We start from the raw sequence: 13,250 nt of genomic DNA, 5'->3' as shown, positions 1-13,250 counted from the left end.
TTTTCTCTCCTTTTTCAAATTACGCGTAAATTAAACTTAATTTCTGACCCATTTAATGGAGTTTGCTGCTCATTCATTGAAAAACATTCATATTTCAATATGGCATTTTCATAGTCTCCTTCCTCTAATTCTTGATTCAATTCAATCTCATAGATACCATTGCCCGGTTCAATGAGTTTTGACTGCCAAATTGTTGTCCCATTCGGTAAAAGCAAAGATAATTTGAAGTAACATGTATTGATATCTGGATTATACAGATTCACTGATTGTTTCTTTTCGTTCTTTATAAAAGTCATTGATTCAAAGCCAGGAATAGCAATCGATTCATTTTCTGTTTTTTGGGGAGTATTTTTTTTACCTGTCCACGCTTGACCTTCTGTCTCTGCTACAACAGTATCGTCTTTTTTGTTAGAACCTAATCCAACTGCAACTAAACTAATTAAAATTAGTAGAGCGATAATACCAATAATTTTTTTCTTCTCTTTCATATTTTCCTCCTAATAAAATTCAACCGTAAAGTTTAGAGTTCCTTCATACGTGCCTGCGTGTTCTTCATCTTCTAATGATTGAATAAATAAAGTGTTTTTCGATTTTTCTATGCCGTTCATTTCTAATACCCACGTGGAATCTGCGTATTTATTTTCTTTAGTAATCTCTTTTTCAATAATGTATGCCGGATCACCAGTATTTACTAATGCTATCTTTTCATCCGCTGAAATGATCAATGACTTTTCTTCCTGATAAATTTCTGCATATACCTGCAATTCATTAGTCTCATTTAAATTTATGCTAGCTGGTATAGACACGATATAAGCAGGATTGTATTGTCCATATAATGTTAACGAACTTGTTACCGGTTTTGTAAAATCGTAGGGAGTATTTCCTTCTTCATCTATTGCCCAGTAATCAAATATAAAGCCATTTTTTTCTGGTGCTTCAGGGATAGACCACGTCTTGCCAGCAATACTTTTTTGTTTAGATATTTCTGTACCACCATTCGTATCAAAAGTTAACGTATATTGTTTTTCAACATGATACGTATTTCTTTTACTATCGTTATTGTGATAATCAATTAAACTTACTGTACTTAACTCTTCCTTGTCGACATCGCACCATACTTCGTCACTTGATAAATTTCTTAAACTCATATAAGAAGTCATTTTAAAATTCTCACCAATCGATATTTTTTTCAATGGTGAGTTATTAAAGAAATTTCTAGTATTCGTAGTTTTTATCGTACTCCACTGAGGAATATACAACGCCTCTAATGAATCCATATTCTCAAATGTACCCGTAGCAGTAGTACAAGATTCAGTAACGAAATTGCTGAGATCTAATTCTTTAATACTTTTTGCTTGTCCCATAAATGCATCAAAGTTTAAAACCTTTCGTACATCAAAACTACTTACGTCTAGTTCTGTTAAAGACCATGTATAAAAAAACATATTTCCCATATCAATAACGTTGCTAGTATCAAAGTTACTTAGATCAAGTTTTTCAAGTTTTCTACAATGAGCGAACATAAAATACATATTAGTTACATTTTTTGTATTAAAGCTACTTAGATTTATATTTTCTAGGTTTAAGCAATAACCGAACATCCCACTCATATCAGTTACTTTTTCAGTATTGAAGTTACTAAGAGATAATTCTCCCAATTTATAACAACTACTAAACATATCCGACATATCAGTTACATTTTTTGTATCAAAACTTTCTACATTTATTTTTTCGAGTGAAGAACACCCAACAAACATCTTCTTCATATACAATACTTTTTCAGTATTAAATGAACTTAAGTCAATAAATTGTAAACTGCTACAACCATAAAACATTGACGCAAAAGATACGCAATCTTTTGTATTCAGTTTTTCTAAGCCTTCTATATTTATTAAATTTGATAACCCACTAAATAATAAGGCAAAACCACCAGTAGAATCTGGGTTGATTGTATCTATAATTCTGACAGTAGAAATTTGTGCCCTATAATTATCCCAGTTTGTATTTCTTAACGCCCAGCTACCACCGCCTATTTCCAATACTCCATCACTATAAAGTACCCAGTTCATTCCACCTGAATTTTTTCCTGAAGCAACCACATCTACTTCTCTACTTTGAATATTTGTGCCCTCAATTGAATCTTCTTTTACTTCTTCTTGATCCATTGATTCAGCTATTACCGTGTCATCTTGCTCTGGTACTTGGTCTATCCCTACTTCAGTATTTATCTCATTGCTAATTTCATCACCTTTTAGTTGATCTTCTTGGGTTTCTTCAATAGATTCACTGGGAATTATCTCTTCAATTAAACCGTCATCTTCAACTGCATAACTTATATTGGCTGGAATACTTAATACCGCCAGAATCACTACTATTAATGTTTTTCTTTTCATCGTTCGCCTCCGTTTCAAATAAACCAACGCCTCAGAACAATTAATAATTTAACAAAATTAGATTCCCTTGAGGTTTACAAAAACGAAGCGAGTGTACATTTATTTCATATTGTTAAATTTTTAAACAAAAAAAGAACTTATAAAGAATCATACTTATAAGTTCTAGCATTCTATACAAATTAAAGAGGGGAAAATTTCAATTAAAAACTAACAGGGTATACTCCAATGTCATTAAGTTAAGGCAAAAAGCAGGAAAACATTTAAGTTTCCCTGCTTTATTTTTTCTATATAAAAGGACACTCTCTTGATACAATTATTTTAACAATAATAAAACGTCATAGCGCTACGTATTCTGGAGGTACCCTTATGTCTAATACTATCAACATTTCATCCACACTTCAAGCAGCTCATAAAATCAAACAAAATTTAGAAGATCAAATTCGCTGTATTACAAATCAACCTGAAATTTTTGCTCAATCTCCGCTTGATTTTTCACGAAATAGAAAATTATCTTTTGAGACCACTCTCAAAATTATTCTCTCTTTCGGTGGACAAAGTCTTTCTAGTGAATTACTCTCTTACTTTGATTTTACACTTCAAACGCCAACTGCTTCCGCATTTGTACAGGCTCGAAGTAAAATAAAGATTGAAGCTTTCAAACAACTCTTCTACCGAACCATTCCTTCAAGTAACCAAAACAAGCAATATAAAGGGTACCAACTATTGGCTCATGATGGCTCCGATATTAATATTCCTTATGATGAAAACGATCCTGAATCCCATTACACCATCGGAAAGTTTGATAAATCTGTAGGATCTTTTCATCTCAATGCTTTATATGACCCATTAAATAAATACTATGCATCGGTAAACTTCCAAAAAATTAGACAGCTAGACGAACGGAGCAGTTTGTGTCAAATGGTTGATGAGTTTACTTTGAAAAGCTGACAATTATTATTGCAGATCGTGGTCATGAGTCATTTAACGTGTACGAACATATTAGAAAAAGTGGTCAAAAATTCGTAATTCGAGTAAAAGATACCAAAAGTAATGGCTTTCTTAAAGGACTTGGATTACCTCAAAAAGGAACATTTGATAAAGAGGTTAACCTTTGGTTAACAAGAAGACAGACCAATAAAATCAAAGCTGACAAAAGCTATCAATTTGTGCGTAAAAAAGCCAGCTTTGATTATCTACCCCCCGATTCAAAAGAAAGCTATCCCGTTAGTCTCAGAGTCGTTCGGATTAAGTTGAGTGAGCATAGTTATGAATCTTTAGTCACGAATCTTGATTCCTTCACTTTTAAAAGCGAAGATTTAAAAGTACTTTATCACTTACGCTGGGGAATTGAAACTTCCTTTAGAGAATTAAAATATGCCTTAGGCTTAAACCAATTCCACTCAAAGAAACTAGAGTTTATTATTCAAGAAATTTACGCTCGTCTCATTATATACAACTTTTCAATGGAAATTGCTCAGGTAGTGGCGTTATCAGCTCCTTTAAAGCAGTTCTATCAGCTTAATTTCACACAAGCTATAGGCATTTGTAAAAGATTTTTTCTTGATCAAACCGTCAATGTAGAAATTTTGATAAGAAGATATCTCCTACCCATACGACAGAATCGGAGTGACCAGAGAAATATAACAAAAAAGAAATTTGTTGGTTTTTTATATCGTATTGCCTAATATTATAAATCGGACTATACCGTATAGGACGTTTTATTGTGTTGCTCAAAAATATAAAATTAGGCAAGTTAATAAGAAAAAAGCAATATACTTGAGACTATTATTTACTTTTTTGCCTTAACTTAATGACATTGGGGTATACCCTGTTGGACTAAAAATCAGTATCTTACTGAACCCAATTAAACGGGCTATCGAAAGAGTTTAGAAATGAATAATAAAAAAGGAACAAAAATTTACTAATTTTAACTAATCATCCTCAGCATAATGAATTACTTTTTGTATATCCTTTGGAAAGATATCGATACGATTTTTTAAAAGTCTTCCGATCTCAAATAGTATTCCTGCATAAAATTCATCTTCAGTAGTAATATACTCTCTATGTGGTAAAAAGAAATTTTTAAATTTATTGAATCTGTATTCAAAATATTCTCCGTTGAACTTTACATAATCATAATATTTTTCTATATTAATGACTTCTTGAATACTAGTTATTCCTTTCCCTTTTATCTTCGCAGAATATTGGGAATGATGCCCCCCATGACAAATAGAAATACCTGTAGGATAATAAAATTTATTTATTATATTTTTTCCCCCTTTTTTTCTATCAAATTCGTTATCTTTTGTGGCAATACTTGTAATAGCGTTAACAACACGTTGGAGCATCCATGGATTAAGAACAATAGGATTATTTGCTAAATCTATAGATAGATCATAGTCAATTACTTTATAACCTTCCTTTTTATAAGATAAAGTATTTTCTCTACTAGTTTTTTTCAATAGTATTTTACTAATCTTTTCAATTGACTGTTTTGAACCTTTTCCTTCAAAAAATTTTTCAAACATATTGCCAATATCAGGATATGGGTTCGAATAAGAATTCATTGCTGCCTTTATTGTTATATAATCTGTAATTTGCTTTACAAAGCTAAAAATTGGGTGTAGCTCGTCTTCACAAATCGGTGATTCAGCGATAATAAATTTGGCTTGTTCTATATACTTCTCAAACATTGGATTATTAGTGTGGTGTTGTAGTTTACTAGAATTAACCTTTAAGTAATCAGACATATTTTCCTCCCTATAAGTTATAAATAAAAGCTTCTGGTAATTCTCTTCTAGAATCCCAACTATTTTAAAAAATCTACATAAACACAAAATAAATAGGTTCATTGTAAAGCGACGTAAAGATAAAACTTCTTTCTCTTACCCTACCTTCTCGATAATATAATTTTGTATTCTTATTAAGTCTTAGGAGTGAAGTTTAATGAAACATATCAAATTTATTACTATTGGTTTAGCAACTTTATCTTTATTATCTGCTACAGTTCCTGTAGGAACTACTCTTGTACAAGCTGACGAAATCAAAAGCGTTGCTTCAGAAAAAGATCACTTTAAAGGATTAAGTGATAACGAACTACAAAAACTGGGATTTTCAGCTGAAGAGATTGCTATCTATCACGATAACTTAAATAATCCTGTCTATCTTGAAAATGGTATTATTCTAAATAGCAAGGAACAGCACCAAGAAAGAGGTAAATTTACTTGGGCTGTAAAAGCTATTAGAAAAGGCTACAACAAGTTACCAACTTCAGTTAAAAGATATATTGCTGCACACACAGGATTAGAAACTTTATTAAGTTTCATAGAAAATGCAACTGGTACAATTCAAGATGCAGTATACAACGCATGTAGAAAAGTTGGTATGAGTAAAAGTGTTGCTAACATTGTAACAGCAGCTATTATGACTCTAATATTTTAATAAGAAATCCGATTAGTCAAAAAACTAGTCGGATTTCTTATTAATTTCATGTACAAGTAACCAAAAACCGTAAATAGTGAAACCACCCCATGCTAAAAAAAAGAGTATTAAAAAGATATTTAGTTTAGTGAGTGCAAAAAGGACGTACAACATTAAAATAATGATACTAATAAACCAATAAAAGCTTTTCTTTTCTTTCATTTTATTCAAATAATCTCTTCTTTCTTATATATACCTTATATATACGTTTATAAAACAAACTTTAAAATGATTAAAGCAAACCGTGTTTAAAATAATTTAAAGATATTATTATGGTACAAAATTAGTATCCACTTTCTTTTTCATACAGTTGAAATCATTATTCAACTTTTCCAATTCTTTATAAATTTGATGGATTTCTTGTTTAAATCTCATAACTTCTTTTGTATTCACTGGCCATTGCCCTCTTAATTCTTGATTCTTTTTCAACAAGTCATCGACAGAAACACTATAGATTTCTGATAACAAAATTAAGTTATCCATAGAGGGACATGCTCGATCATTTTCCCAACTTGATATAGATTGACGACTTATGTGTAATTTATTTGCTAATACGATCTGAGATATCCCAACTCTTTCCCTAAGATATTTTAACGTGCTACCTAAAGTCATTATTTAACTCCTTTGTAACTAAAAATTTACTCAAATACATAGTAATACCAATACTAGGAAAATAGAAATTAATTTCATAAAAAGTTGTTTTAATATCATAATTGTACAAAAAGAAAGAAAGTCATTTAGTACAAGACCAATTGACTTTCCTTAATAAGTATTACTAGTTTTCATTTAAATCCTTTAACAATAATTTTGTGCTTTTAATCTTACATCAGTCGCATTTTTGCTAGTAAATAGTTCCTTTCATCCAAACCAGAAAAATATATAATGGAAATACTGTGAAAGATCATGACGTTACAAGTCAAACTGTATACAGAATTAAAAAAGACAGCATGCGTAATGACTAAGATTTTTTCATTTCGTTTTTTTCATAATAAGAAGTTCCTTTACCATATTTATTCATAAAACCATCAAAATCAAGAATTTCAACAAGAGTATCTTTAGTCATAGGTGCGACCACCTCATATTCATTAAATCCCTTTTCTTTGAAGGAAGAGATATCAATTGCTTTTTCTGCTTTCATCACTATGACAAAACCTCGCAGATCCTTGCCTGAGAAATAATCAGAACCTATAACATCAACATCTTTCGTAAAAGATACCCAATGACTATTAAATTCAATACAGCTTATATCATTACGTGCCTTCCATAAATCATGCTTTTCACGGAATATTTTATCTTGATAATCTCCTCTATCAACGTAATCATCTAATACAGGTTCATCATACCCTCCAGAATGAACTCTAAATAGCAAATCCCCTTTTGGATATCTATATTCAGGATCACTATTATAGAAGTCTTCCCAATATTTATCAGATTTCTCCAAGTTTTCTCTCCCATTTGATCCCATTGAATGATTAATCCATTGATCTAACATTAAATAGATTCCTCCCTTTATTTTCACCATTTTTTATGATTTTAAAACAAATTATCTTTCTATTTGAATAATATATTAAAACATTTTTGGAACAAAAGTGATAGCACTTTTTCTGTTTTCTTTTAAAAGTGACGTCACTTTTTTAAGCTTGGAATCTCAAAGTCAGCCTTTTCCTGTTCAATCAACAAATCCAAAGCAACACACATGATCTTTGACTCACTTTTATGATATTTTTCCTTCATCTTTTGGAGTTCCTTTTTTCTGTGATCATCTAAAGTAACTGGCAGCCTTTTATTTCCAATTGCAACAGTCATTTTATAAATCTCCTTTCATCGAAATATTCCTATAAAGAAAACTGTAAGGATCGCTTTCAAAATAAACCAGACAATAGCTACTATTAGACGCCAAAAAATTAAACAGAACAATAGTATTGCGATAAACAGTAAGGAATTCATGTGGAATCCTGTGCTTATATGACGCATGATTGTTTCACCTACAAATAATACAAATAGTAATGGAATAATTTTACTCATAATTTATAACCTCTTTCTTTTTCTTAGGGAAATCGGGCTTTGCCCGCTTATTTCGCACCACCTTAACGGCGGTGGCAGGTGGGAGTGTGGTGGTGCGAAATAAGAACGCATCTAATCTATTTTCGATAGACGATATTCTTATTTCAACCACACACTTTCACTTTTCAGTATAAATGCTAAAATTAACTATATTTCTTTAATAAAAACATTTGATAAGCAACTTGTTTTCTCTCTAACTCTACTAACATTTGTTCGGTCTCATCAAAATGAAATGTCTCATACAGTTCTTTACGCATTTCAGAGTTATTGCCCTTTGAATTTGCAACTTCTTTTTTGTACTCATCAAGAAATGATTGAGGTACTGTTAAAAAATATCCATTGCCAAACACTAATGCTAAATCAGTCTCGGCTGTTAGAAATTGAGCAAAAAGCACATAATAATCAAAGTGATTATATTCTTTTTGATTTAGCTCCTCCATTCTTTCTTCCATGTCCTTGCCACTTTCTACAAATGTTACATAGTCATTTTCTGAATAGTATTCTTTCCTAAGAATCACGCAATTAATATAATTTTTTACATACTCGTTGGTCTCTAAAAATACTTCCATGATATAATGGTCGGTCTCAAAACGTAAAAGAGTACTGTTATTTTCCATTTTAGGTAGAAGTGTATAATAATTAACCTTAGCTTCAACTTTTAAAACACTCGTTTGCTTCTCGTTATATAGCTCTTGTTCCACACTATTTACAAAGTACCCTAACTCTTCCATACAACTAAAAGAATGTTTCACTCTTCTTGTTACCTCATTTAAATGTTCCCTATTTGTCAAAAATTGACAAATGTCCTCCGTCGATAATTGATATACAACCTCACTCATCTTCATTTCCCTCCAATTCAAGTGTGTACAATGCGCCATATTCTTTGATTTTTTCAAATAAATCTAGCCATTTATTAGAAATTGTCTTAGCTTTTTTTGTTTCCGAATATTTGGCATAAGTAAGCTCTAACGCCTGATACTCGGAAGGAGTAATCGCACTCGGTTTAACACCTGAATCCAAGCACACCAGTGCTTGAAACAACCATTTTGGATTTTGTTTCTTCAACTGTTCCAAAGTTCGGTAATACGTTTCAATCAAATTGATTTCTACACTAGATTCAATCATTTCCTCGACAGCTACTGATAGCTGTTTTTTGTAATGTTTTTTTGGCACACGAGTCTCATTGTAAAGAAAGGTCATATCTTCCATTTTTTGTGCCATTTTTTCCAAAGGTAATTTAGCAAATTCATCATAGTATTTTTGAACCATGTTTTATTCCTCCAAGTCATTTTCGATTAAAATGTAGTCGCCACGTACTAATGAATATTTTCTTCCACATGTCTTACACTGATAGCGATATACAGATTTTATAGAATCCGCTTTTTCTCCACAGTCACATGCAATCTGATGTGGTACACTTTTATACCTTATATTTGGTATTGGATACAACACACTAAAAGGTACACCCCAATAATCATATTTTTCTCTCACAGTTGACCCTGCCTCCTCTTAGGGAAAGGTTTTGAACCTTCCGCCGTTTCTTTCTTTATTGATTTGTTGCCCAGAATGAATCAACTAAAACAGCAAAGGACAAGGGCGCGCAGCGTGCATTTTACCTTTGTCCTTTGCTGTTTTTGGTGATAAAAGGCAACTTGTTGCCGGTCTGGCAAATCAATAAAGAAACAGCGGACTGGATCAAATCTTTCTACCAGAGGACGCCTTTACGATCCGTCTTGCGTAGCAAGACCCCATTTCTTTACGAACGCTTTGCGTTCGCTTTTCTCGAACGGCGGTGGCGGTTGGAGTGAGAGAAGGGTTTTACAATTGAGAAGGCGTTTACGCCTTCCTAATAAGGCTGTTTCATTTTTATGTATAAAAAAAGCTACCATTCCATAAAGAAATAGTAGCTTGTCTTTTATCTAAGTTAGATTCCCATACTCTTTGTATAATGGTCTGGATTCAATAAATCCATTGTTTCGATTACTAGTTGTTTTCTTTTATTGAAATGGCCAGTTACAGCGATATTGTATTTATCATCTTCCATAATCAATAACCTATCTGCAATATCGATATTTGCGACAACACAATTAATCGGTCCATTTGTTGTTTGTAACGTAAATCTTAACAGTAAAGGTTGTGTTTGAATTACTCTAATTTTATCAAGTAAACCAATATATTTTTTCATTACGCTCACCTCGTAAAGAGTATAGCAAAATCCTATAAAATTGGAAATTTCAAGTGTGCTATAATGTTATTGCTGTCTGCTACCCCGGCCTATTCTGGCAAGGGGAGGAGGTTATAGATTTGAAAATTCTTTTTGATTTTGTTTTTGCAATCATGGCAGAGGTAGCCGCACACTACATCTGCAAATGGCTTGATTGCAAATTTGCCAAGAAAGACAGTAAGCCTACCCGTTAATTCTTATAATAGAAACGTAAAAGAAAACCACTAGCCCGCCAGCTAGTGGTTTTCGGTTATAGATTGAAAATTCTTTTTGTTGTCTAAATTATAGCATAAACCGTATCAAATGCAACCTGTAGAAGAACCTATTTCGAATGGATAATCTCGTCATAACTGATATTAATTAGACGACTGTCAAAACATTATCTAATTGATAAATAATTTTTTCAAAAGAAAACACGCTAGTATTCCTTAATTTTAGCATTCTCAAAATTAAGCTATAGCATAATAGTCTAAATTTAAAGTATTATATTCATTTTGTTTTAAAAGTCGCTCAGTGTCTCCATGATAAACGAATATCGCGGTTAATAAGTTTTCCCTCAAATAATTGATTAAAGTAATACTTGTTTCATGATCTAAGTTAGCAAATACCTCATCTAACAAAAGTATGTCTGGTTTACTAAGCAAAGCTCGAATCAATTTAATTTTCTGTAATTGTCCACTACTTAAGTTTAAAGAAAATGCATTAACTTTTCGATTTAAATCTATTTCAAATTTGAATTTCCTAATTAAATAAAATAAAAAATCTATTTCATATTCAGGAAGTCCTTTTGTTAAGTTTTCCTTTACTGTCCCTTCAAACAAAAAATTTTCCTGTGGTATATAAATAATTTTCACGTTTTTATCTATTTGAATATATCCAGTAAAATTTTTGTGATAATTTATTAAGCATTGCAATAAAATTGACTTTCCTATTCCATTCTTTCCTGAAATTTTTAAAAGTTCTCCCTTTTTTATATTAAAATTAAGCTCAGTCTTTAATAATGGTCTTTTTTCCACGTAAGGAATGAGCTTACTAACAGAGATCAAGCAATCATCAGAGCATAGAAACCTATCATAGATACCTTCTTTATATATTTCAGCTGGTATTTTTACCTCTTTAATTCTTTCAATAGATACCTTCAATTGAGAAATCATAGGGGATATATTCAATAACCTTCCTATAGGACTAAACAGCAGAGCTGTATAAGTATTGAATGTAATAAGTGATCCCAAACTAAGTTTGTTGTTAATGACTAAAAAGCTACCAACTAACAAAGTAATTAATGGCGTAATTACAGCAATTAAATTAGATATATTATTTAAAAAAGATATAATTGTATTTGTTTTTACATTCACATCTTTCAATTGCGTAGAAACCTTATAAAAATAGTTTGTTTCCTCTCTTCTTGCTCCATAGAGATCTATTAAAAGTTTATTACGAACATAACTATTTAAGAATTCAACTAGCCTATCTCGATATCGTTGTAGCTCTTTAGTAAGAACTGAAACTTTTTTTGAAGTAAAATACGCAATTAATAAAAATAGTGGCAGTCCTAATAAAAGGATTCCAACTAAAAAAGGATTCAAAAATATCAATATTGAAAGATATATGACAATCAAAAGTATATTAGGAAAACTATTAATTATAATATTTAATAATTGTTTCCCAATTAATTCGCAATCATTAGTTATTGTATTAATAAATAGACCATTCTTTTTAGAGTTTTCTTTACTATCAAAAAAAGACATACTTACGTTTTTACGTAACTCAAAAATAATTAATTGATTCCATTTTGAGCATAAATAACTCACAATAATATTCAAAGGAACTTGTACTACAATAAGGATCACTGCAACCATTATAATAACTTTTAACTTGTCTACTTGTTTTTTCATTAAGACTTCATCCACAATAACTTTTGTTAAATAAGGATACGAAGCACTTATACAGATCTGAATAACCATTAAACTAGCTAAAGTCAGAAGTAATAACTTTCTTTTTAATAGAATCTTTTTTACTTGAATAATCTTCATCTCCCAATTTTGAGTCACTTATTACAGAAATTCAGCTTGTGCTTTATAAAATTAGGCAGACTTCATATCCTTGAGTTTCTAAATATTGAAAAATAAATTCTCTAATTGAATTTGCTTTTGCTTCATCAAGTATGTCTAATATCTTTAGGCCTTTTTTTATTGATACTGAGTCCAGTGTTTGATTACTAATACTTGGAAGTAAACCTTTAAAAATCAATAAATAAATTTTAGCTTCTACAAATCTTGAATTAGCACTTACAATCTCAAGATGTCTTACAAATAAACTGGCTAAATTAGCATCAGCTCTTTCAAAACCTAAAAAACAGCCATTAATTAAAAATGTACTTATTAAACTATTGTAATGTGCCTTATCTTGTAATAACCACATCCGAGAAATTACATTCTCAAATTGAACAACTATTTCTTCACTATAAAAAATGAATAAAACATTGTTAAAAATGGTAAGTTCAAAATGACACCAATTCTCTACTTTAAATAGATACTCTTTAATTAGTCGGATAGCCTCATTTTTTTCTAATTCATTAATTTCCAATATAGCAGCTTTTAATATTTTTAGTTGAGCAATAATCATTAAGTAAAAATTGTCTTTGTGCTTACTATAGACATCTTCCAATTGAGTTAAATAAACTTCCAACTCTTTCCTATTAAAATTACTATTTATAATCTCTATAAATCTATTTATTACTTTTTCTTTTTGACTCAACAGATTATCACACAATAGAAATTGGAACTCGTCAAATTTTACATTTAACTTGTCTAAATACTTTAACAGAGCAGAAGAAGATAACTCTGTGTTCCTTCGTTCAAATGAACTAAGTGTTGTTCTCGTGGATATTCCTTTTGCTAACGCTTCTTGTGAAATTCCACGCTCAATCCTAAGTTTTTTTATAATATCCCCTTGCTTCACATTGGTCACCTCGAAAAAATCCTTTATTAAATATAACATATAAAAATTTCATACGATAACACTCGACGCATTTCTATACAATTCAAAATAACCAATATTTTTATGAATATACTTCTTAAATAAGGAGG

At 30.8% G+C, this 13,250-nt stretch carries 13 protein-coding genes and 1 pseudogene; 2 read left to right on the top strand and 12 right to left on the bottom strand.

Annotation, left to right across the window (positions count from 1 at the left end):
- Positions 1–14: 14 nt before the first annotated feature.
- The gene (locus tag EM4838_RS15810) at positions 15–488 is read right to left on the bottom strand and encodes a hypothetical protein (protein ID WP_071867400.1); all 474 of its coding nucleotides are present in this window, start codon (positions 486–488) and stop codon (positions 15–17) included.
- 9 nt (positions 489–497) lie between these two features.
- Positions 498–2,393, bottom strand: coding sequence for a BspA family leucine-rich repeat surface protein (locus EM4838_RS15805; protein ID WP_071867399.1), 1,896 nt, complete (start codon positions 2,391–2,393; stop codon positions 498–500).
- Between the two features lie 366 nt (positions 2,394–2,759).
- On the opposite strand from EM4838_RS15805, the pseudogene EM4838_RS15800 reads away from it, so the two are divergent.
- Positions 2,760–4,078: pseudogene (locus EM4838_RS15800) on the top strand (IS4 family transposase).
- 246 nt (positions 4,079–4,324) lie between these two features.
- Here EM4838_RS15800 and EM4838_RS16935 read toward each other — a convergent pair.
- Positions 4,325–5,143, bottom strand: coding sequence for a DUF6710 family protein (locus tag EM4838_RS16935; protein WP_071867398.1), 819 nt, complete (start codon positions 5,141–5,143; stop codon positions 4,325–4,327).
- A gap of 196 nt (positions 5,144–5,339) precedes the next feature.
- Here EM4838_RS16935 and EM4838_RS15790 point away from each other — a divergent pair, with 196 nt between their 5' ends.
- Entirely contained in the window at positions 5,340–5,834 is a 495-nt protein-coding gene (locus EM4838_RS15790) for a hypothetical protein (protein WP_071867397.1), read from the top strand.
- Positions 5,835–6,143: 309 nt separating this feature from the next.
- On the opposite strand, the gene EM4838_RS15780 is transcribed toward EM4838_RS15790, so the two are convergent.
- The 9 genes from EM4838_RS15780 to EM4838_RS15735 all read right to left on the bottom strand — a co-directional run bounded on the left by EM4838_RS15780 (position 6,144) and on the right by EM4838_RS15735 (position 13,122).
- Positions 6,144–6,485 carry a helix-turn-helix domain-containing protein gene (locus EM4838_RS15780; protein WP_071867395.1) on the bottom strand — a complete coding sequence of 114 codons (342 nt, stop codon included), beginning with the start codon at positions 6,483–6,485 and terminating at the stop codon, positions 6,144–6,146.
- 346 nt (positions 6,486–6,831) lie between these two features.
- Positions 6,832–7,365, bottom strand: coding sequence for a hypothetical protein (locus tag EM4838_RS15775; RefSeq protein ID WP_071867394.1), 534 nt, complete (start codon positions 7,363–7,365; stop codon positions 6,832–6,834).
- A 134-nt stretch (positions 7,366–7,499) separates the two neighbouring features.
- On the bottom strand, positions 7,500–7,679 hold the full coding sequence (locus EM4838_RS15770) for a hypothetical protein (RefSeq protein ID WP_071867393.1): 180 nt from the start codon (positions 7,677–7,679) through the stop codon (positions 7,500–7,502).
- Positions 7,680–8,080: 401 nt separating this feature from the next.
- On the bottom strand, positions 8,081–8,776 hold the full coding sequence (locus tag EM4838_RS15760) for a hypothetical protein (protein ID WP_071867391.1): 696 nt from the start codon (positions 8,774–8,776) through the stop codon (positions 8,081–8,083).
- Positions 8,769–9,206, bottom strand: coding sequence for a hypothetical protein (locus EM4838_RS15755; RefSeq protein WP_071867390.1), 438 nt, complete (start codon positions 9,204–9,206; stop codon positions 8,769–8,771). Before EM4838_RS15755 ends, EM4838_RS15760 begins: the two co-directional genes overlap by 8 nt.
- 3 nt (positions 9,207–9,209) lie before the next feature.
- Positions 9,210–9,428, bottom strand: coding sequence for a DNA helicase UvrA (locus EM4838_RS15750; protein ID WP_071867389.1), 219 nt, complete (start codon positions 9,426–9,428; stop codon positions 9,210–9,212).
- Between the two features lie 433 nt (positions 9,429–9,861).
- A complete protein-coding gene (locus tag EM4838_RS15745; protein WP_071867388.1) occupies positions 9,862–10,122 on the bottom strand; it encodes a hypothetical protein in 261 nt (86 codons plus the stop codon).
- Between the two features lie 488 nt (positions 10,123–10,610).
- Complete coding sequence (locus tag EM4838_RS15740; protein ID WP_205216947.1) at positions 10,611–12,125, bottom strand: ABC transporter transmembrane domain-containing protein; 1,515 nt, start codon at positions 12,123–12,125, stop codon at positions 10,611–10,613.
- A 112-nt stretch (positions 12,126–12,237) separates the two neighbouring features.
- Positions 12,238–13,122 (bottom strand): helix-turn-helix domain-containing protein, encoded by an 885-nt coding sequence (locus tag EM4838_RS15735; protein ID WP_071867386.1) that lies wholly within the window; start codon positions 13,120–13,122, stop codon positions 12,238–12,240.
- Positions 13,123–13,250: the final 128 nt, after the last annotated feature.

Source organism: Enterococcus mundtii (assembly GCF_002813755.1).
GTDB lineage: Bacteria > Bacillota > Bacilli > Lactobacillales > Enterococcaceae > Enterococcus_B > Enterococcus_B mundtii.
Note: the sequence above shows the minus strand (reverse complement) of the source record. Positions and strands in the feature narration are given on the sequence as shown.

Bases quoted from the DNA above. Each gene is read 5' to 3' on its own strand.
- EM4838_RS15745 (WP_071867388.1), bottom strand. From the start codon at position 10,122: ATGAAAAAATATATTGGTTTACTTGATAAAATTAGAGTAATTCAAACA.
- EM4838_RS15780 (WP_071867395.1), bottom strand. From the start codon at position 6,485: ATGACTTTAGGTAGCACGTTAAAATATCTTAGGGAAAGAGTTGGGATA.
- EM4838_RS15770 (WP_071867393.1), bottom strand. From the start codon at position 7,679: ATGACTGTTGCAATTGGAAATAAAAGGCTGCCAGTTACTTTAGATGAT.
- EM4838_RS15790 (WP_071867397.1), top strand. From the start codon at position 5,340: ATGAAACATATCAAATTTATTACTATTGGTTTAGCAACTTTATCTTTA.
- EM4838_RS15755 (WP_071867390.1), bottom strand. From the start codon at position 9,206: ATGGTTCAAAAATACTATGATGAATTTGCTAAATTACCTTTGGAAAAA.
- EM4838_RS15775 (WP_071867394.1), bottom strand. From the start codon at position 7,365: ATGTTAGATCAATGGATTAATCATTCAATGGGATCAAATGGGAGAGAA.
- EM4838_RS15760 (WP_071867391.1), bottom strand. From the start codon at position 8,776: ATGAGTGAGGTTGTATATCAATTATCGACGGAGGACATTTGTCAATTT.
- EM4838_RS15805 (WP_071867399.1), bottom strand. From the start codon at position 2,393: ATGAAAAGAAAAACATTAATAGTAGTGATTCTGGCGGTATTAAGTATT.
- EM4838_RS15740 (WP_205216947.1), bottom strand. From the start codon at position 12,125: ATGGTTATTCAGATCTGTATAAGTGCTTCGTATCCTTATTTAACAAAA.
- EM4838_RS16935 (WP_071867398.1), bottom strand. From the start codon at position 5,143: ATGTCTGATTACTTAAAGGTTAATTCTAGTAAACTACAACACCACACT.
- EM4838_RS15810 (WP_071867400.1), bottom strand. From the start codon at position 488: ATGAAAGAGAAGAAAAAAATTATTGGTATTATCGCTCTACTAATTTTA.